This window comes from Pseudomonas sp. NPDC087615 (assembly GCF_044743445.1).
Classification (GTDB): Bacteria; Pseudomonadota; Gammaproteobacteria; order Pseudomonadales; family Pseudomonadaceae; genus Aquipseudomonas; species Aquipseudomonas baetica_A.
This window is the reverse complement of sequence record NZ_JBIUWM010000027.1, coordinates 17,028-34,783: the sequence shown is the minus strand read 5'-3', so window position 1 is coordinate 34,783 and position 17,756 is coordinate 17,028. Positions and strand designations below refer to the sequence as shown.

Below are 17,756 nucleotides of genomic sequence, written 5' to 3'. Positions count from 1 at the left end.
AGGAACAGCCGCTATGAAAAACCCATCCCCGACCGTTTCCATGGCGGACAAAGTTGCCCTGATCGACAGCCTCTGCGCCAAGGCGCGGATCCTGCCGGTGATCACCATCGCTCGTGAACAGGACGTGCTGCCACTGGCCGACGCCCTGGCCGCAGGTGGCCTCACCGCGCTGGAAGTGACCCTGCGTTCGCAGTTCGGTCTCAAGGCCATCCAGATCCTGCGCGAACAGCGCCCGGAACTGATGACCGGTGCAGGCACCGTGCTTGATCGCAACATGCTCGCGGCGGCCGAAGCGGCGGGTTCGCAATTCATCGTCACCCCAGGCATCACCCGCGACTTGCTCGAAGCCAGCGTCGACAGCCCGATTCCGCTGTTACCGGGCATCAGCAACGCCTCCGGCATCATGGAAGGCTATGGTCTGGGCTATCGCCGCTTCAAGCTGTTCCCGGCTGAAGTCAGCGGTGGCGTCGCCGCCATCAAAGCCCTTGGCGGCCCGTTCGGCGAAGTGAAATTCTGCCCGACCGGTGGCGTTGGCCCGGCCAATATCAAGAGCTACATGGCGCTGAAAAACGTCATGTGCGTGGGCGGTAGCTGGATGCTGGATCCGGAGTGGATCAAGAACGGCGACTGGGCCCGCATTCAGGAATGCACCGCCGAGGCATTGGCGCTGCTGGACTGATGCTTGTGGATTGACTGCTTTACCTGACACTTCGTTGTGTGTTCTACGGCTTTACGGTGCGCTTGGTCGGTGCACCGTTTTTTTTTTGCTCTGAAAAAGTTGCAGATACATTGCTCGATACATAGTTACCGCACGCTGACTTTTTCCCGACGCTAATCTGCGCTCTTCTTATGGAAGAGAGCACGTGTCATGGATCGAGATCCCGCATCACCATCACCGCAACCTGTGTATCAACTGGCCCCCGAACAAATCGCCGGGCCTTATTTTCGCAATCCCAAACTGTTGCGCCGCAACATCAGCGAAGGCGCTGAAGGCCTGCCGTTGATCCTGCGCCTGACCATTGTCGATGCAATGACCGGTGAGCCGGTCAGTGGCGCCCTCGTGGACATCTGGCATTGCAATGCGCGAGGGGCTTATTCGGGCTGGAGCCGGATCAATCCCGACCTCGAAGTCGAGGTTGAAGATATCGGTTCGATCCCGCGCACCGACGACCACACCTACCTGCGTGGCAGCCAGTTTTGCGATCAAAAGGGCAGGGTGCGTTTCACGACGATCTATCCGGGGTTCTATGCCGGTCGCACGCTGCACATTCATGTCGCGGTGCGTATGGTTGCCGGCAGTGAATACCTTGATGAGCGTTGTGTGGCGTGGGTGGGGCAGTTGTACTTTCCCGAGGTCGTTTCACGCTCGGTGCTCAATGCCAAAGCCTATCGGGGGCGGGCATCGTTACCGCTGGACAACGGCCAGGACAGTATTTACGCCGGTATGGGCGGCGAAGCCTCGACCCTCGCTGTCTGGCCGATCGGTCGCGACTCCCACGAGGACGGTTATTTCGGCCACCTCACCATCGGCATCGACACCTTTGCGGTGTCGACGCAGATCAGGCCCGAGGACTTCGACAAGTACACCGTATAGCCGCGTTAACGCAGCTCGTTGAGCGCACGGGTCAACAACTGCATGTCGGCAGACGTGGTGGTCAGCCCCGGCGTGATGCGAATGCACGGTCCACAGGCTGCGCCAGTACGTACAACGGTGAACAGGTTGTAGTCGTTGAGCAGTCGCTCAGCCATCGCCTGTTGATCGTCGTGGCGAGTGAAACGCATAGAAGTGATCCCGCAAAACAGCCGTGGATCGTCCGGGGTCATGACTTCAATGCCCGGCAAGTGCCGCACCGCGCTGACCCAAAGATTGCGCAGGTAATTGAGGCGCGCACCTTTGGCCGGTGCGCCGCCGAGCGAACGGTGCTCCTCGAATACCAACGGGAGGCTCATCAGCGCTGGAATATTGGGCGTGCTGTAGGAAGTACGGCTGCGGATATCGTTGACCGTATAGTGCATCTCGCCCATGTCCGGATCGATGTCGGCCAGGCGCTGCGGGGCGATATAGAGAAAGCCAAGGGTCAGGGGCGCGCCGATCCATTTGTGCAGGTTGTAGCCGGCGAACGCGATGCCCAATGCTTCCAGATCGAACTCGATCTGGCCCAGGGCATGGGCTCCGTCGAGGATGATGTCGACGCCGTGCTCCTTGGCCAGCGCGGCAATAGCCTGCACCGGCATCACCAGGCCGGTGCGATGGGTGACATGCGTCAACGCCATCAGCTTGAGTTTCGGGTGGCGGATGAACACCTCACGGTAGGCCTGCAGCAAACTGTCGAAACTCGCCGGGTGCGCGTGGGCAATCTCGATCACCTCTACACCGCGATGCTTTGCCAGCCAACGCATGGCGCCTTTTACCGTGTCGTATTCGAGGTCACAGATCAGCACTTGATCGCCCGGTTGCAGGCGGTTGTAGTTGCGGATCAGCGATTGCAGGCCTTCGGTGGCGTTTCGTGTGAAGGCAACGCTTTGCGCGCGTACGCCCATCAACTCGGCCAGTTGCGCGCGAATGTCGAGGTTGTCGTGCTGTTCGAAGCGTTGGCGCACATACACCGAGTTGCTGTTGTTGATCAGCTCGATGTTGCGCTGGTACTCCTCGATCACCGTGCGTGACATGCGCCCGAAGTAACCGTTCTCCAGGTTTACGGGGCCGGGTTGAGCGTCATAACGATCAGCGAACGTCTGCCAGAAGGCTTCGTCACGGGCGCGGCGGGTGTTGTCGGGCATGGTTGGCAAGCTCTGTAGAGGAGGGCGCGTCAGTGGCGCGGGGCAGGTTTGCCGTGTTTTGCGCGTAGCGGTTCGAGCAAGTCAGAGAGGCCGTTGTGGTCGATTTCCTGCATCAAGGCCAGCAAGCCACCGAGTTCACCGTGCGGGAAGCCTTCGCGGGCGAACCAGTTGAGATAAGGCCCCGGCAGGTCGGCAATGATCCGGCCCTTGTATTTGCCAAAGGGCATTTCGCGGGTGATCAACAGTTCGAGTTTTTCGGGATTCATCAGTGAGATCGTCTGGCTTCAAATCAGAGTGGAAAATACAGGCATTCTGCATGCAGGCCAAATGACAGATCATGCAAATATCCTTGATACAGATAGTTCACTTACATTTAGCGTATTGATATATAACGATTTTTTTATTTATAGAAAACTGGCACGCACACTGCAATATCCCTTGCATCTTCAACCAACCGCAAGGAATTGAAAAAATGACTGACATGAATAAAGAAGCCATCTCTGTACTCAATGACCTGATTGAAACCAGCAAAGACGGTCAGGAAGGGTTCAAGACTTGCGCTGAAGACATCAAGCATCCTGAACTGAAAACGCTGTTCACCACCCGCTCTGCCGATTGCGCTACCGCCGCTGCGGAACTGCAAGCTGAAGTGCGCAAACTGGGCGGTGATCCGGAAACCTCCACCAGCGTCAGCGGTGACCTGCACCGCCGTTGGGTCGACGTCAAAGCCATGTTTACCGGCAAGGACGAAGAAGCAGTGCTAAACGAAGCCGAGCGCGGTGAAGACCACGCGCTGAAGGCTTATCGTGAAGCCATGGAGAAAATCAACAAGCACAATCTGGTCGGTATTCGTGACATGGTTGAACGCCAGTACCATGGCGCGCAACGCAATCACGACCAGGTGAAGGCCCTGCGTAACCAGGCTCGCGCTCGTTCGTAAGCCACGCTGAAAAACGGTGGGAGCGGGCTGGCTCGCGAATGCGGTGTGTCATGCAACGATGATGTTGCTGACACGACCTCTTCGCGAGCCAGCCCGCTCCCTCGTTGTTTTGTGCAGCCAATCAGCCGATGCTGATCGCCGGCAACGTCGGCAGTGTCACAGTCTGCTGTTTGCGCGGCGCCAGAATCTCAGCTTCGCCATCGACGACTAACTCATCACGCTGGTTGAACACGCGAGTGGCGATCCGCACGCGAAACTTGGGCAGCTTCTCAAGGATTTCCAGGCGCACGGTCAGTGTGTCGCCAATCTTTACCGGCTTCTGAAAGCTCATCTGCTGACCGATATAAATAGTCCCCGGCCCAGGCAATTCGCAGGCAACGGCTGCACTGATCAGCGCACCGCTGAACATGCCGTGTGCGATGCGTTCCTTGAACATGCTGGCGGCGGCAAATTCGGCGTCCAGGTGTACCGGGTTGTGGTCGCCGGACATGGCGGCGAACAACTGAATGTCGCGCTCTTCGACAGTCTTGCTGTAGCTGGCGGTCTGGCCGACTTCGAGGGCTTCGTAAGGGGTGTTGGTAACCTGGGTCATCGGTCTTGGTTCCTGTGACGGATTAAATGAATCCACAAAAAATTATTCGCTGCGATGAGGGCGCGGATGGCTTAAGGCCTGACGGATCCAGGTCAGCACATCGGCGATCACTTCGTCGCGATTGGTTTCGTTGAACAATTCGTGCCGCGCCTGCGGATAGATCTTCAGTTGCAGGTCGTGGCTGCCGGCCGTGCGCAAGGCATTGGCCAGATCTGTCAGACGCTTGCCTTCACTCACCGGATCACATTCGCCGCCGATCACCAGCAGCGGCAGGCCCGGGTCGATCTGGGCGAGAGTGGACGCTTTGCTGATTTGCTGCAAGCCGCCGAGCAAGTCGATCCACAGCTGATTGGTGCAGCGAAAGCCGCACAGCGGGTCGGCAGCGTACTTGTCGACTTCGTCGGGATCGCGGCTGAGCCAGTCGAATGACGTGCGCACCGGTTTGAATTTTTTGTTGAACGAGCCGAACGACAACCACTCGATCATTGCGCTGCGACCCTTGCCACCCTGACGCAGTTTTTCCAGGCGGGCGATCTGCCGCGCGGCACCATAAAGCGCCACCGGTTGAAAGTTCGAACCGCTGAGAATCGCCCCGTGCAGGCTGGCGCTGTGGTGCAGCAGGTAACCTTGGGCGAGGTAGCTGCCCATGCTGTGCCCGAGCAGAATGATCGGTACGCCGGGATGTTGCTGGCCGATGTACTGATTGAGGCTGGCCAGATCACCGACGACTTTGCACCAGCCATCGTCGTCGGCGAAATGCCCAAGGGTGCCGGTATCGGCGGTTTTGCCATGTCCGCGCAGGTCCGGGGCGTACACGCCGTAGCCCTGGGCGCAGAACCTTTCAGCCAGTCGTTGGTAACGCCCGCTGTGCTCGGCCATGCCATGGGCCAACAGGATCACCGCTTTCAACGGCGCCGTCGGCAGCCACTGATTGACGAAGAGGCGGCTGCGGTCACTCGCGTCCAGCCATAAAGTGTCGTGGATCATGGCGATTCCTTTGCTCAGAGTCGAAACAGTGTATAGCGCATTCGTTGTTCTTCGTCTGATCAGCCCACACGACGGCAGGAAGATTCATACGATCAATGACGGCTTTACCCGTATTTGCCTGATTGGCCATAACTGCTAGTGTCCGTGAAGCTCCGCTTTTTGCTTTCTGCTTTCAAGGGATGAACGAGAAATGACAGAAACGCGGCCCCGGATCAGCTCAGGTAAAGAGGACAAGAACAATGCAACCTGATTTCTGGAATGACAAACGCCCGGCCGGCGTACCGCTGGACATCGACATGGGTGAATTCAAGTCGGTGATCGAGGTGTTTGAGCGTTCCTGCAAGAAGTTCGCCGATCGCCCGGCCTTCAGCAACATGGGCGTGACCTTGACCTACGCAGAACTTGAGCGCCAAAGCGCTGCCTTCGCAGGCTACCTGCAAGCGCATACCGATCTTGCGCCCGGGGATCGCATCGCGGTGCAGATGCCCAATGTCCTGCATTACCCGATTGCCGTGTTCGGCGCTTTGCGCGCTGGGCTGATCGTGGTCAACACCAACCCGCTGTACACCGCGCGGGAGATGCGGCATCAGTTCAAGGATTCCGGCGCTCGAGCGCTGGTGTACCTGAACATGTTCGGCCAGAAAGTCCAGGAAGTGCTGGCCGATACCGACATTCAATACCTGATCGAAGCGAAGATGGGCGACCTGATGCCCACCGCCAAGGGTTGGCTGGTCAACACCGTGGTCAGCAAAGTGAAGAAAATGGTGCCGGCGTATTCGCTGGCCCAGGCGATCTCCTTCAAAAGCGCATTGCGCATGGGGCGTGGGCTGGGCATCAAACCCTTGAAGGCCAGCCTCGACGACATCGCTGTGCTGCAATACACCGGCGGCACCACGGGGCTGGCCAAGGGTGCAATGCTGACCCACGGCAACCTGGTGGCGAACATGCAGCAAGTGCGGGCCTGTCTGGCGCAACTGGGCCCTGACGGGCAGCCACTGCTGCGCGAAGGCCAGGAAGTGATGGTCGCGCCGCTGCCGCTTTATCACATCTATGCTTTCACCGCGAATTGCATGTGCATGATGGTGTCCGGCAATCACAACGTGCTGATCACCAACCCGCGCGACATTGCCGGGTTTATCAAGGAACTGAAGAACTGGCGCTTCTCGGCGCTGCTGGGCTTGAACACATTGTTTGTCGCGCTGATGGAACACCCGGATTTCAAGACGCTGGATTTCTCCAGTCTGAAACTGACCAACTCCGGCGGCACCGCGCTGGTCAAAGCCACGGCCGAACGCTGGGAGCAGCTCACCGGTTGCCGTATCACCGAAGGTTACGGCCTGACCGAAACCTCGCCGGTGGCGTGTACCAACCCCTACGGCGACCAGTCGCGTCTGGGTACGGTTGGCCTGCCGGTACCGGGTACGCTGTTGAAAGTCATCAACGATGACGGCGTCGAACAGCCGATGGGCGAGCGTGGCGAGTTGTGCATCAAAGGCCCGCAAATCATGAAAGGCTACTGGCACAAACCTGAAGCCACCGCTGAAGTGCTGGATGCCGAGGGCTGGTTCAAGTCTGGCGACATCGCGGTGATCGACCCGGACGGCTTTGTGCGCATCGTCGATCGCAAGAAGGACATGATCATCGTCTCTGGTTTCAACGTGTACCCGAACGAGATCGAAGATGTGGTCATGGCCCACCCGAAAGTCGCCAACTGCGCGGTGATCGGTGTGCCGGACGAGCGTTCGGGCGAGGCGGTCAAGCTGTTTGTGGTGGCGCGCGAAAGCGGTGTAAGTCTTGAAGAGCTCAAGGCTTACTGCAAAGAGAATTTCACCGCCTACAAAGTGCCGAAACACATTGTCTTGCGTGAGTCGTTGCCGATGACGCCTGTAGGGAAAATTCTGCGACGTGAGTTGCGCGATATCGCCTGATCGGTCAATGGCCGCGCTTTGCGCGGATCGCGGGCAAGCCATGCTCCCACAGGTATCTATGCAGATCTTGTGGATGCAGGCTTACCCGCGATGCTTTTGGGAGGAATACCCCCGAATTCCGGGGCTTTCAGGGTGTTATAGGATTTTTGCTCTAAAATGACCGCTAGCAAGTCTTGAGTCATCAATGTGACTGTAGGGGCCGCTTTTGGCTCTAGTCGACCCTCGGCAAAGCTGCTACTCTCGGCGCGCTTTGTGACTTCTCGGCCTATCCAAAAGCCAGATTCACCAATACAAAACACACACCAATAATAATCGCATCAAATGCGGTGAAGAATTCGCGTTGCTGAGGAGTGGGCTTCCATGATCGAAGACTTTTGGAAGGATAAATACCCGGCTGGAATTGCTGCCGACATCAATCCAGACGAGTATCCGAACATTCAGGCAGTGTTGAAGCAATCCTGCCAACGCTTCGCCAACAAACCGGCTTTCAGCAACCTGGGCAAGACAATCACCTACGGTGAGTTGTACGAATTGTCCGGTGCGTTTGCCGCGTATCTGCAACAGCATACCGATTTGCAGCCCGGTGATCGAATCGCCGTGCAACTGCCCAACGTTCTGCAGTACCCGGTGGCTGTCTTCGGTGCCATCCGCGCCGGGCTGATTGTGGTCAACACCAACCCGCTGTACACCGCGCGGGAAATGGAACACCAGTTCAACGACTCCGGTGCCAAAGCGCTGGTGTGCCTGGCGAACATGGCGCACCTGGCTGAAGCCGTGGTGCCGAAAACCGGCGTCAAACACGTCATCGTCACTGAAGTCGCCGACCTGTTGCCACCGCTCAAGCGCCTGCTGATCAACAGCGTCATCAAGTACGTGAAGAAGATGGTTCCGGCTTATCACCTGCCTAAAGCCGTCAAATTCAACGACGTGCTGAGCAAGGGGCAGGGCCAGCCAGTGGCTGAAGCCAACCCGGACAGCGGTGATGTTGCGGTGCTGCAATACACCGGCGGCACCACCGGCGTTGCCAAAGGCGCGATGCTGACCCACCGCAATCTCGTGGCCAACATGCTGCAATGCAAAGCGCTGATGGGCTCCAACCTTAATGAAGGTTGCGAAATCCTGATCACACCGCTGCCGCTGTACCACATCTACGCGTTCACCTTTCATTGCATGGCGATGATGCTGATCGGCAACCACAACATCCTGATCAGCAACCCGCGTGACCTGCCGGCAATGGTCAAGGAACTGTCGAAGTGGAAGTTCAGTGGTTTCGTTGGCCTTAACACGCTGTTTGTGGCGCTGTGCAACAACGAAGGCTTCCGCAAGCTGGATTTCTCCGCGCTGAAAGTCACCCTGTCCGGCGGCATGGCCCTGCAATTGGCCGCCGCCGAGCGCTGGAAAGCCGTGACCGGTTGCGCCATCTGCGAAGGTTACGGCATGACCGAAACCAGCCCGGTGGCGACGGTCAACCCGATCCAGAACATCCAGGTCGGCACCATCGGTATTCCGGTGCCATCGACGCTGTGCAAAGTCATCGACGATGCCGGGGTCGAGCAGCCGCTGGGTGAAATCGGCGAACTGTGCGTCAAGGGCCCGCAGGTGATGAAAGGCTACTGGCAGCGTCAGGAAGCCACCGATGAAATGCTCGACAGCGACGGCTGGTTGAAGACCGGTGATATCGCGCTGATCCAGCCGGATGGCTACATGCGCATTGTCGATCGCAAGAAAGACATGATTCTGGTCTCCGGTTTCAACGTCTACCCGAACGAGTTGGAAGACGTGCTGGCGACCCTGCCGGGCGTGCTGCAGTGCGCGGCTATCGGCGTGCCGGACGAGAAATCGGGCGAGGCGATCAAGATATTCATCGTTGCCAAGCCAGGCGTAACACTGACCAAAGAGCAGGTAATGGAGCACATGCGCGCCAACGTCACCGGCTACAAGGTGCCGCGTTCAGTGGAGTTCCGCGATACGCTGCCAACCACCAACGTCGGCAAGATCCTGCGCCGCGAGTTGCGTGATGAAGAGCTGAAGAAGATCAAGGCGAAGAACGCCGCGTAAAGCAAAAAGCCCTGCAGATGCAGGGCTTTTTGATTTTGGCCGGGAGAAATTCTGTGCCTGTGAGGCCGTTTTCGCGGTTACTGGCGAAATGGCGCGAAATTCACATTGGTTCCTGTCGGACGCATGTCCTGCAGATACGAATCCTTGTCTGCACTCAATTCCAGGCTCAGCGCCGCTTTGCGTTTGCCCTCGTTGCGAATCACCAGCCCTTCCAGCTTCTCGCGCAGGAACACCGTCGGCACTTTCAGGTGCAGCAGTTCGTCGGTGGCCGGCGTATGCATCAGCAGGTGAATCCACTCGTACTGACCCACGGCCAGACGCGTCACCGGCAGGTCGAACCACCAGATGTTGCGGTTGCGGTTCAGTTCGGCGAAGTGGCAGTTGTTGGTGCCGAGCACAGCGCCGCCCAGTTCCTGGTTTCGACGGGCAATGGCCTGCTTTTTATCGAGTTTCATAACATTCCTGCGGGGTCGGTTCCTGGCGCTTGGCGCCCATATGGAGCGCATTCTCAAGGCAACGCCGGCAAACATAAAGCCCAACCTGCATGCTGCGACGAAATGAACCCTCAAAAAAAATGAAACTTGGCGCAAACAGGGTCGGTCAATCCTTACGTAATGACTTTTCCTCGTTAATGCATCAAGGAGAAACACCATGAGTAGCACAGGCGATAAAGTAAAAGGCATGGCGAATGAAGCGGTCGGCAACGTCAAGCAAAGTGTGGGGAAAGCCACTGACAACACCAAACTGCAAGCCGAAGGCACCCTGCAAGAGAAAAAAGGCGAGGCCCAGCAAGCGGTCGGCAAAGCCAAAGACGCCATCAAGAAAGGCGTCGACAAGGCGTAATGCAGCCTTGAACGAAAGACACGAACGGCCATCCAAGGATGGCCGTTTTTGTATCCTCAACAGGCGCTGACCCGACGAGGCTCGCCAAGTAGGCTAACGTGATGTAAAAAACGGCCCCTGAGTCGCCACGACTTCAACCTGTAATGCGGCGAAAGGAGACGCGAATGATATTTCCGGACATGAAAGGTTTGCCCCTGCACCGGGTGATGGTGCGCACCGTGACTGAATTCATCGACGACGAGATGTCGACGTACGCCTCGGCATTGGCCTACCAGATGCTGTTTTCGCTGTTCCCGTTCATTTTGTTCCTGATTGCGCTGATCGGTTTCCTGCACCTGCCGGACTTCTTTACCTGGCTGCGTCTGCAATCGGAACTGGTGCTGCCACCGCAGGCGCTGGAACAGGTCAACCCGGTGATTGATCAGTTACAGCAGTCCAAGGGGGGGCTGCTTTCGGTCGGTATCGTGATTGCCCTGTACACCGCATCTGCCGGCGTGCGCCTGATGATGAGCGCGATGAATGCCGCCTACGATGTGGTCGAAGGTCGGCCGGTCTGGAAGCGTTTTCCACTGTCGATTTTCTACACCGTTGGCATTGCCGGCATGTTGCTGGCCGCCGCCGCGCTGATGGTGCTCGGCCCGCAAGTGATGGGCTGGATCGCCGCGCGGGTTGGCCTGGAAGAAGTCATCGTCACCGTCTGGACCATCGCGCGATGGCCGGTCATCGTGATTCTGATGATGGTTGCCGTGGCGCTGATCTACTACGTGATGCCGGACGTCAAACAGGAATTCCGCTTCATTACACCGGGTTCGGTATTGGCGGTGGTGGTGTGGATCATCGCCTCACTGGGCTTCGCGTTTTATGTGAAAACCTTCGCCAACTACAACGCAATGTATGGCAGCATCGGGGCGATCATCGTGCTGTTGCTGTACTTCTACATTTCCTCGGCGGTGCTGTTGCTCGGTGCGGAGATGAATGCGGTGATCGAACACATGTCCCACGAGGGCAAGGACTCGGGCGAGAAAGTCCCTGGTGAACTCGACGAACATCCCAAACAACATGTCTCGGGCCTGGGCCGCGATCATTCGCTCAAGCCGGACACTGACGAAGCCTGATCATGATCCGTGAAATCCTCAAAATGGGCGACGAGCGCCTGCTGCGCATCGCCCCGCCGGTACCGGCCGAAATGTTCGACAGCGCCGAGTTGTGGCAACTGATCGACGACATGTTCCAGACCATGGAAAGCGTCGGCGGCGTCGGCCTGGCTGCACCGCAGATCGGTGTCGACCTGCAACTGGTGATCTTCGGTTTCGAGCACAGCGAACGATACCCGGACGCTGAAGCGGTGCCACAGACGATCCTGATCAACCCGCTGATCACACCACTGAGCCCACTCACCGAAGAGGGCTTTGAAGGCTGTCTGTCGGTGCCGGGTTTGCGTGGCGCGGTGGATCGTTATCAGCAGATTCGTTATGAGGGATTTGATCCGAAGGGCGAGCCGATTGTGCGTATCGCTTCAGGTTTCCACGCGCGAGTGGTGCAACACGAGTGCGATCATCTGATCGGTCGGCTGTACCCGTCGCGCATCACCGATTTCAGCAAGTTCGGCTTCACCGAGGTGATGTTCCCGGATCTTGATCCCACCGCAGACGATTGATCCGAGTCCTGCACAATCGCCCCTATTGGATCTCTATTGATTCAGCCCCATCGCAATCATCGGCTTGCTGCGCGCATAGCGGCTTAACCGCTCAGCCATCGCCTGGGGCAGGGGCGGGTCGAAACTGAACCCGCGTCGCTCATAAAAACCACGCAAATCCGGATGGCAGAACAGCCACACGGGCTGCGTCACGTCCTCTAGCGCGGCGTCCATAAGCTTCGCCGCAATCCCCTGCTCACGACATCCGGGATCGACGAACAACCCGGTCAACCATTGGCCGCCCGACACCGGCCGTAAACACAACGCAGCGACAATCTCTCCCCGGCGTGCCACCCACAAATGCGCCTCGCGCACGGCTTTCATCGAGGATTGGTGGCGGCGGTAAAACTTGTTCATCAACGGCCAAAGAGACTCGTCGAGCAGGCTGTATTGGGTGTCAGGCATGGGTTCGGACTGTCGGTGGGCAAAGCGGCGATTATAAAAGAACGTGCGCGGCGGGATAGGTGTATACCTGATCTCACATCCCCTGTGAGTGGAGTACGCATCATGTCCAAAGGTATGGATTCAAAGAAAGCCGCGAAGAAGAAACCGGCCAAGACTGCGATTGAAAAACGCGCCGAGAAAAAAGCCAAGAAAGTCGACATCTTCGGTCATTGATCACGCCTCTCCGGAGCCCGGTTCTCGGGCTCCTGCCTGAACTCGAAAGTGATCTGCAAAATTCATTCACCGCTGCTGCACAGAGGGGAGGATTCCCGTTCCGGGCAACGCCATGCCCCCATCAATTCTACGCCGCCCACCGCTCGTGATGGCCCTCGCCCCGGCAACCTATCCCTTCGCTGAACCGATTCTTGTGCAAAAAGTGCCAGATACTGGCCGACTAGTGGCCTTGCGCAAGGCATTTCGCTGTCTATGCTGACACTTAACTAACCCTGTGGATCGTACAGGTTAGTCCGTGATTTCACGCTGCCAGAGTGCGCATTCCAAGGCACCGACACTGAACCAACAAGGAGCGTCATTTAAATGGAAGTTGTTCAACGCGTTAGGGCTGGCCCGCAGGCGGGCTATCAAGAGAAGGATGTCTTGATTAGAGCGTCGCTGCATGGACACTCCGATTGATCATCATTTATCACCTGACAACTTCCTCCCGTGGAGGAGTGCGTATGCCTGTTCTGTGGAACGTAGTGGTGGATCTTGAAAGACCTGAACTTTCATCAAATCAAAAGTCCGCGCGAAAGGTGATACAAACATGTTCAACCTACATCACAAGGCTGACCTGCAGGAAATCGAACGCTTCAGTTGTGCCCTGACCGAAGCCAGCGCCAAGTTGGACGCGATCAGTCGCTCGATGGCGATGATTGAGTTCAGCCCTGAAGGTATCGTTCTGGATGCCAACGAAAACTTCTGCAAGACCATGGGCTATGGCGCCGAGGAAGTGCGTGGCAAACATCATCGGATCTTTTGTGAAGAAGCGTTTTATCGCAGCGAAGAGTACGCCAGTTTGTGGCGCGACCTGGCCCGTGGTGAGCCGATCAGCGGCACTTTCCAGCGTTTGAACAAGCGCGGCGAGGAAGTCTGGCTCGAAGCCAGTTACATGCCGGTGTATGGCCAGGACAAGCAAGTCAGAAGTGTGATCAAAGTGGCGGCGGACATTACCGCGCGGATCAACAAGGAGCATGAAGAGGAAAGCATGCTGGCGGCGATCGGTCGCTCCATGGCAGTGATCGAGTTCACCCCCGAGGGCAATGTGATTACCGCCAACGAAAATTTTCTCAAGACCATGCAGTATTCGCTCAGCGAAATCGTCGGCCATCACCACAGCCTGTTTTGCCATCGCGCCGAAGCCGAGTCTGCGCAATACAAGGCGTTCTGGGCCTCGCTCAATCGTGGCGAATATCACTCGCACCGTTTCGAGCGCAAGAACAAATCCGGGCAGATGGTGTATCTGGAGGCCTCGTACAACCCGTTGTTCGATGCCAAAGGACGGCTGTACAAAGTGGTGAAGTTTGCCAGCGACATCACCCACCAGATGACCACCCTGCAGAACGCTGCAGAATCAGCCCACAGCACTTCCGTACAAAACGACGCCTGTGCGCAGAAAGGCTCACAAGTTGTGCAGCAAACGGTGCAGATCATTCAGGACATTTCCCACGACCTCAACGAAGCAGCGGTGAGCATCGATGCGGTGAGCAAACAATCGGACATCATCGGCACCATCGTCCAGACCATTCGCGGCATCGCCGATCAGACCAACCTGCTGGCGCTCAATGCCGCCATTGAAGCGGCGAGGGCCGGCGAACATGGACGCGGTTTTGCCGTGGTCGCCGATGAAGTTCGCAGCCTGGCGGCACGCACCAGTCAGGCGACCCTGGAAATTGTCGAGGTGGTGCGCAAAAACCACGACTTGTCGTTGAGCGCGGTGTCGAGCATGCAATCGAGCCTGAACCGAACGGGCCTTGGCGTCGAATTGGCCAATGAGGCGGGGGAGGTGATTCTGGAGATTCAGCAGGGCTCACGGCATGTGGTGGATGCGATCAGCCAGTTCAATGAGACGTTGCAGTTGAATTGAGGATGTCAGAGTAATTGTCCCTCTAACGTGAGGGACAATTGCTGGTCGGCACGCACACGGAAGTGCCTGGCCTATTGTTGCAAATTGAAGGTCCCATTGATCTTGGCGGATTGGGTTTCGTTCAGTGAGGCTGCGGTAAATTCGAAACTGCCTTTTGCGGTTTTTTTATCCCAGTCTATTTCGTCGATTCTGATCTCGCCGCTCCCCGAACGAGACGACCAGGAACTGCCCTCGAATTTTTTTGGGTTGTAGTTACCCGTGGCTCCCTCGGATTTGAAGGGGTAGATTTTGTTGGCCTCGACTTTTGCGCAGATGTAGATATCTACACCCTGGGAGTTGAAGTCCTCGCTAGCGTAACCCGCTATGTAAAACTGATTAGAACTCAGAGACAAGCCGAGTCGAGAGGTTGCAACCGGTTTTTGCCCTTCACCGTTTTCATTCACGTTCAACGCAAAGTGCCCAGTCGCACGGGTAGCGTTTTTTTTCAAGTCTTCGTTCATGTCCTGTCTTCCGGCTAATGGTTGATGGCCTTTGCTCAATCACAAACTCGCGAACGAAAAGTTACCAAAGACTTCTGCAGCCTTCTCTTTATCGTGTTTGTCTTGGACGTTGAACTTGAAGCTGCCGACGATACGTTTTTTCTCGATGTCGACTGCTGTGACCGTAATCTCGCCGTCGCTGTTCGAACTCCAGGATGCATTCGTGTTTTTCGGGTTATAGAAACCGCTGTTACCTGAGTGATTAAAACTGTAAGTTCCCACTTTGATCGGTTGGCCGATATGGAACTCTGCACCCCATTGCGGTGCCGACGTTTTATTATCGAATCCACCCACTATCAATAGATTGGGTGTCAGTTCAAAAGTGATGCGGCTGGTGGGGATCAATACTTCCTCGCCATTTTTTTCTTTGACTCTCAGATTAAGAAAGTCGACAGCTTTTTCGTCCTTGCTCATGTGCTTCATTCCTGAAAAATATCAATAGGGCTACGCGCGAACAAATTCATAGTTCTCCATACAAGGCCTACCGTCTACTGTCAGAAATTACAGGTACGGACACTATTGCGACGAATGGTATGAGCCACCAAAAAAAAGTCCCTCGCGGGACTTTTTTTAGAAGCAGTCAAATCAAAGCGCAGCGAGAAACGTGTTCGCCATCTTGTCGCTGTCCTTGACGTCGTTGACGTTTTCTTTCTCCGATTGCGCCAGTTGCATCTTGTCCTGCAAACGCTGGGCGATCTCTTTGCCGATGGCCAGTTGTTTCTCCGGCGGCATGTTCTTGATGTCGTCTTCGGTGATGCCCAAGTCCTTGAGAATACTGTCGCGCAGACGCTGTTCAGGCGTCTTGCTCATGTAGTCCTTGAACTCGTCGGTGGCGGAACCGGTGGTTTTGGTTGCGTCTGAAGTGTCGGTGGTTTGCAGGCCGACGCGGGTCTTGGCGAAGGCTTCGTCGACGTTATCGCTGATGCGTGCGGCAGCGCTGACTTGCTGAGTGGCAATCTGCGTGGCCGAACCTTGCACCTTGGCGGTGGCTTCGCTGTTTTGCGTCTGCACCTGGTTTTGCAGCGCTTGAAGAATCGCGCCGTGCAGGCCGCCTTGCAGACCGGCGGCCGCCGTGGCGGTTGCGTCTTCTGCCAGCCGCTTGGGCAGCGGCAGAATTTCCATTTGTTTGGCACTGACCAACATGATGAATTGACCTGTAGGTAATGACTGACCGCCATACAGGAGCAATTACCATGCCCGATCAATAAAGCCTTTTACTTCATGGGGTTGTTTGATTCAGTCGATCGAAAAAGCGGTCATCCCTTGCCGGTTGGCGGCAGTGGATGACCGCAATCTGTCAGCGATGGGCAATGTTCTCCAGCGTCAGATTCCGGCAGCGCCGAGGCCGGCAAACCAAACACCCGGTCAAACAACCAGTTGAACGCAAACGTGTAGCACGGGATGAAGATGATCAGCGCCAGATCCAGCACAAACGCCTGCACCAGGCTGATGCTCATCCACCACGCGATCAACGGAATCAGAAACACGATCAACGTCAGTTGAAAACCAACGGCGTGGGCGATGCGTCGCTTGACCGTGCGGGTGCGTGATGGCTGGCGGCTTTCCCAGTGTTCGAACATCGAGGTGTAGATGAAATTCCAGGTCACGGCGATGGTGGTGATGATCACGGCCAGCGGCCCGGTGCTGCCCGGCGAGGTGCCGGACAACAGCGCCAGACCGAGGGCGGAGAAGGTCATGCCGATCACTTCGTAAAGCGACACATAGACCAGTTTGCGTTTGACGCCTTGCATGGAGTTGCCTCTTTCTTGCCACTTGTTGGCCAGCGGGGCTGGCGAAGGCGGCGAAAGATAGCTTCAATAGAGCTGACAGAAAAAGTCAGTAGTTTTCAGTTTTATTGATAGGTGAGCCAAGTTGAATTTCAACAGTGACAGCATCGAACTGTTCCTCGCCGTGATCGAACGCGGCTCGTTTTCCGCCGCCGCTCGGGCGTTAGGCAAAGTCCCGTCGGCGGTGAGCATGGGCATTGGCAACCTTGAGGCCGAACTCGGCTATTCGTTGTTCGACCGCCGTCATCGCGAACCGCAACCGACGGCAATGGCCCTGTCACTGGTGCCCCATGCACGGCTTATTGCCGAACAGCTCAAACAACTGCAAGTGCACGCGGTGGAGTTGTCGTTGGGGCTGGAGAGCAAACTGTCGATCGGCGTGGTGGCGGACATCGATCGCCATCGTTTGCTGGCGGCGATCGGGGTAATTGCCGAGCGTCATCCGCTGCTCGACATCGAAGTGCTGACCGCGCCTCAGGATGACGTGCTGGCGATGCTCCACAGTGGCCGCGTCAATGTGTGTGTAGCGTTCGCCGGGCTGAGTGTGAACGTGCTGGAGCGCTTTCAGTTTGTTGGCAGTGAACGCATGATCGCCACACTGGCGGCGAACAGCCCGTTGTTGCAGGGGCAGGACCTGTTTCTGGAGGATTTGGTGCAGGTGCGACAGATCGTTGTGGCCAGTCGTGACTTGCCGATCAGCGAGACTCGACCGTTGGTGGCGCAATCGTATTGGCGCACCGACAACCTTGAGACGGCAATGGAGATGGTCGAGGCAGGATTGGGCTGGGGCAATTTTCCATTGTCGGTGGTGCAGTCGCGGCTGGCGTCGGGGCGCTTGAAACGGCTGAACTTTCGCAACATCGAAAACGGCCTGGTGCTGCCGGTGCATGCGGTATGGCTCAAGAGCCAACCGCTGCAGAAGGGCGCGTTGGCGCTGGTCGAACGCCTGGGTCACTAGAGTGTTGCGCCAATCCAATGTGGGAGCGGGCTTGCTCGCGAAGGCGATGTGCCAGTGAACGTATTCGCTGAATGACACGACGCATTCGCGAGCAAGCCCGCGCCCACAGGGTTTTCGGTG

20 protein-coding genes and 1 pseudogene are annotated in these 17,756 nt (G+C 56.9%); 11 read left to right on the top strand and 10 right to left on the bottom strand.

Annotated features, from left to right (window positions below; translation table 11 throughout):
- The first annotated feature begins 13 nt into the window (after positions 1-13).
- Positions 14-679 (top strand): bifunctional 4-hydroxy-2-oxoglutarate aldolase/2-dehydro-3-deoxy-phosphogluconate aldolase, encoded by a 666-nt coding sequence (locus ACIOU6_RS15215; RefSeq protein ID WP_075945403.1) that lies wholly within the window; start codon positions 14-16, stop codon positions 677-679.
- A gap of 189 nt (positions 680-868) precedes the next feature.
- Entirely contained in the window at positions 869-1,594 is a 726-nt protein-coding gene (locus tag ACIOU6_RS15210; RefSeq protein ID WP_401137528.1) for an intradiol ring-cleavage dioxygenase, read from the top strand.
- Between the two features lie 5 nt (positions 1,595-1,599).
- Here ACIOU6_RS15210 and ACIOU6_RS15205 read toward each other — a convergent pair whose 3' ends face one another.
- On the bottom strand, positions 1,600-2,781 hold the full coding sequence (locus tag ACIOU6_RS15205; protein ID WP_221730727.1) for an aminotransferase class V-fold PLP-dependent enzyme: 1,182 nt from the start codon (positions 2,779-2,781) through the stop codon (positions 1,600-1,602).
- Positions 2,782-2,810: 29 nt separating this feature from the next.
- Positions 2,811-3,047, bottom strand: coding sequence for a DUF3820 family protein (locus tag ACIOU6_RS15200; protein ID WP_003227425.1), 237 nt, complete (start codon positions 3,045-3,047; stop codon positions 2,811-2,813).
- A gap of 206 nt (positions 3,048-3,253) precedes the next feature.
- Here ACIOU6_RS15200 and ACIOU6_RS15195 point away from each other — a divergent pair, with 206 nt between their 5' ends.
- The gene (locus ACIOU6_RS15195) at positions 3,254-3,721 is read left to right on the top strand and encodes a PA2169 family four-helix-bundle protein (protein ID WP_221730728.1); all 468 of its coding nucleotides are present in this window, start codon (positions 3,254-3,256) and stop codon (positions 3,719-3,721) included.
- A gap of 121 nt (positions 3,722-3,842) precedes the next feature.
- Here the strand turns inward: ACIOU6_RS15195 and ACIOU6_RS15190 are convergent, their stop codons facing one another.
- Entirely contained in the window at positions 3,843-4,313 is a 471-nt protein-coding gene (locus tag ACIOU6_RS15190; RefSeq protein ID WP_071553717.1) for a MaoC family dehydratase, read from the bottom strand.
- Between the two features lie 42 nt (positions 4,314-4,355).
- Positions 4,356-5,300, bottom strand: a complete 945-nt coding sequence (locus tag ACIOU6_RS15185; protein ID WP_401137525.1) for a lysophospholipase — start codon at positions 5,298-5,300, stop codon at positions 4,356-4,358.
- Between the two features lie 239 nt (positions 5,301-5,539).
- Here ACIOU6_RS15185 and fadD2 point away from each other — a divergent pair, with 239 nt between their 5' ends.
- Together fadD2 and fadD1 are read left to right on the top strand one after the other, a co-directional pair.
- The gene (gene fadD2 / locus ACIOU6_RS15180) at positions 5,540-7,228 is read left to right on the top strand and encodes a long-chain-fatty-acid--CoA ligase FadD2 (RefSeq protein WP_401137522.1); all 1,689 of its coding nucleotides are present in this window, start codon (positions 5,540-5,542) and stop codon (positions 7,226-7,228) included.
- A gap of 360 nt (positions 7,229-7,588) precedes the next feature.
- The gene (gene fadD1 / locus ACIOU6_RS15175; RefSeq protein WP_221730731.1) at positions 7,589-9,286 is read left to right on the top strand and encodes a long-chain-fatty-acid--CoA ligase FadD1; all 1,698 of its coding nucleotides are present in this window, start codon (positions 7,589-7,591) and stop codon (positions 9,284-9,286) included.
- Between the two features lie 77 nt (positions 9,287-9,363).
- On the opposite strand, the gene ACIOU6_RS15170 is transcribed toward fadD1, so the two are convergent.
- Positions 9,364-9,741 (bottom strand): hypothetical protein, encoded by a 378-nt coding sequence (locus ACIOU6_RS15170; protein WP_115984244.1) that lies wholly within the window; start codon positions 9,739-9,741, stop codon positions 9,364-9,366.
- Positions 9,742-9,937: 196 nt separating this feature from the next.
- Between ACIOU6_RS15170 and ACIOU6_RS15165 the strand changes: the two genes are divergently transcribed.
- The 3 genes from ACIOU6_RS15165 to def all read left to right on the top strand — a co-directional run bounded on the left by ACIOU6_RS15165 (position 9,938) and on the right by def (position 11,786).
- Positions 9,938-10,129 (top strand): CsbD family protein, encoded by a 192-nt coding sequence (locus ACIOU6_RS15165; protein WP_401137519.1) that lies wholly within the window; start codon positions 9,938-9,940, stop codon positions 10,127-10,129.
- Between the two features lie 164 nt (positions 10,130-10,293).
- Entirely contained in the window at positions 10,294-11,244 is a 951-nt protein-coding gene (locus tag ACIOU6_RS15160; RefSeq protein WP_221730733.1) for a YihY/virulence factor BrkB family protein, read from the top strand.
- Positions 11,245-11,246: 2 nt separating this feature from the next.
- The gene (gene def / locus ACIOU6_RS15155; RefSeq protein ID WP_221730734.1) at positions 11,247-11,786 is read left to right on the top strand and encodes a peptide deformylase; all 540 of its coding nucleotides are present in this window, start codon (positions 11,247-11,249) and stop codon (positions 11,784-11,786) included.
- 33 nt (positions 11,787-11,819) lie between these two features.
- Here def and ACIOU6_RS15150 read toward each other — a convergent pair whose 3' ends face one another.
- A complete protein-coding gene (locus ACIOU6_RS15150) occupies positions 11,820-12,230 on the bottom strand; it encodes a GNAT family N-acetyltransferase (protein ID WP_339538070.1) in 411 nt (136 codons plus the stop codon).
- Positions 12,231-13,032: 802 nt separating this feature from the next.
- Here ACIOU6_RS15150 and ACIOU6_RS15145 point away from each other — a divergent pair.
- Together ACIOU6_RS15145 and ACIOU6_RS15140 are read left to right on the top strand one after the other, a co-directional pair.
- Positions 13,033-13,809, top strand: a pseudogene (locus ACIOU6_RS15145) (PAS domain-containing protein); the annotation flags it as partial.
- A 3-nt stretch (positions 13,810-13,812) separates the two neighbouring features.
- Positions 13,813-14,352, top strand: a complete 540-nt coding sequence (locus ACIOU6_RS15140; protein ID WP_260455671.1) for a methyl-accepting chemotaxis protein — start codon at positions 13,813-13,815, stop codon at positions 14,350-14,352.
- A 71-nt stretch (positions 14,353-14,423) separates the two neighbouring features.
- Here the strand turns inward: ACIOU6_RS15140 and ACIOU6_RS15135 are convergent, their stop codons facing one another.
- From ACIOU6_RS15135 to ACIOU6_RS15120, 4 genes are all read right to left on the bottom strand, one after another.
- On the bottom strand, positions 14,424-14,852 hold the full coding sequence (locus tag ACIOU6_RS15135) for a hypothetical protein (protein WP_401137514.1): 429 nt from the start codon (positions 14,850-14,852) through the stop codon (positions 14,424-14,426).
- A gap of 39 nt (positions 14,853-14,891) precedes the next feature.
- The gene (locus tag ACIOU6_RS15130) at positions 14,892-15,305 is read right to left on the bottom strand and encodes a hypothetical protein (RefSeq protein ID WP_401137512.1); all 414 of its coding nucleotides are present in this window, start codon (positions 15,303-15,305) and stop codon (positions 14,892-14,894) included.
- A gap of 171 nt (positions 15,306-15,476) precedes the next feature.
- Positions 15,477-16,034 (bottom strand): hypothetical protein, encoded by a 558-nt coding sequence (locus tag ACIOU6_RS15125; RefSeq protein WP_401137509.1) that lies wholly within the window; start codon positions 16,032-16,034, stop codon positions 15,477-15,479.
- 113 nt (positions 16,035-16,147) lie between these two features.
- A complete protein-coding gene (locus ACIOU6_RS15120) occupies positions 16,148-16,642 on the bottom strand; it encodes a PACE efflux transporter (RefSeq protein WP_260455643.1) in 495 nt (164 codons plus the stop codon).
- 121 nt (positions 16,643-16,763) lie between these two features.
- On the opposite strand from ACIOU6_RS15120, the gene ACIOU6_RS15115 reads away from it, so the two are divergent.
- On the top strand, positions 16,764-17,636 hold the full coding sequence (locus ACIOU6_RS15115) for a LysR family transcriptional regulator (RefSeq protein WP_401137506.1): 873 nt from the start codon (positions 16,764-16,766) through the stop codon (positions 17,634-17,636).
- Positions 17,637-17,756 lie beyond the last annotated feature (120 nt).

Excerpts from the sequence above, each read along its gene's own strand:
- ACIOU6_RS15135 (WP_401137514.1), bottom strand. The coding sequence starts at position 14,852 with ATGAACGAAGACTTGAAAAAAAACGCTACCCGTGCGACTGGGCACTTT.
- ACIOU6_RS15215 (WP_075945403.1), top strand. The coding sequence starts at position 14 with ATGAAAAACCCATCCCCGACCGTTTCCATGGCGGACAAAGTTGCCCTG.
- ACIOU6_RS15125 (WP_401137509.1), bottom strand. The coding sequence starts at position 16,034 with ATGTTGGTCAGTGCCAAACAAATGGAAATTCTGCCGCTGCCCAAGCGG.
- fadD1 (WP_221730731.1), top strand. The coding sequence starts at position 7,589 with ATGATCGAAGACTTTTGGAAGGATAAATACCCGGCTGGAATTGCTGCC.
- ACIOU6_RS15185 (WP_401137525.1), bottom strand. The coding sequence starts at position 5,300 with ATGATCCACGACACTTTATGGCTGGACGCGAGTGACCGCAGCCGCCTC.
- ACIOU6_RS15120 (WP_260455643.1), bottom strand. The coding sequence starts at position 16,642 with ATGCAAGGCGTCAAACGCAAACTGGTCTATGTGTCGCTTTACGAAGTG.
- ACIOU6_RS15165 (WP_401137519.1), top strand. The coding sequence starts at position 9,938 with ATGAGTAGCACAGGCGATAAAGTAAAAGGCATGGCGAATGAAGCGGTC.
- ACIOU6_RS15140 (WP_260455671.1), top strand. The coding sequence starts at position 13,813 with ATGACCACCCTGCAGAACGCTGCAGAATCAGCCCACAGCACTTCCGTA.
- ACIOU6_RS15190 (WP_071553717.1), bottom strand. The coding sequence starts at position 4,313 with ATGACCCAGGTTACCAACACCCCTTACGAAGCCCTCGAAGTCGGCCAG.
- ACIOU6_RS15195 (WP_221730728.1), top strand. The coding sequence starts at position 3,254 with ATGACTGACATGAATAAAGAAGCCATCTCTGTACTCAATGACCTGATT.
- fadD2 (WP_401137522.1), top strand. The coding sequence starts at position 5,540 with ATGCAACCTGATTTCTGGAATGACAAACGCCCGGCCGGCGTACCGCTG.
- ACIOU6_RS15210 (WP_401137528.1), top strand. The coding sequence starts at position 869 with ATGGATCGAGATCCCGCATCACCATCACCGCAACCTGTGTATCAACTG.
- ACIOU6_RS15170 (WP_115984244.1), bottom strand. The coding sequence starts at position 9,741 with ATGAAACTCGATAAAAAGCAGGCCATTGCCCGTCGAAACCAGGAACTG.
- ACIOU6_RS15205 (WP_221730727.1), bottom strand. The coding sequence starts at position 2,781 with ATGCCCGACAACACCCGCCGCGCCCGTGACGAAGCCTTCTGGCAGACG.
- ACIOU6_RS15200 (WP_003227425.1), bottom strand. The coding sequence starts at position 3,047 with ATGAATCCCGAAAAACTCGAACTGTTGATCACCCGCGAAATGCCCTTT.
- def (WP_221730734.1), top strand. The coding sequence starts at position 11,247 with ATGATCCGTGAAATCCTCAAAATGGGCGACGAGCGCCTGCTGCGCATC.
- ACIOU6_RS15130 (WP_401137512.1), bottom strand. The coding sequence starts at position 15,305 with ATGAGCAAGGACGAAAAAGCTGTCGACTTTCTTAATCTGAGAGTCAAA.
- ACIOU6_RS15150 (WP_339538070.1), bottom strand. The coding sequence starts at position 12,230 with ATGCCTGACACCCAATACAGCCTGCTCGACGAGTCTCTTTGGCCGTTG.
- ACIOU6_RS15160 (WP_221730733.1), top strand. The coding sequence starts at position 10,294 with ATGATATTTCCGGACATGAAAGGTTTGCCCCTGCACCGGGTGATGGTG.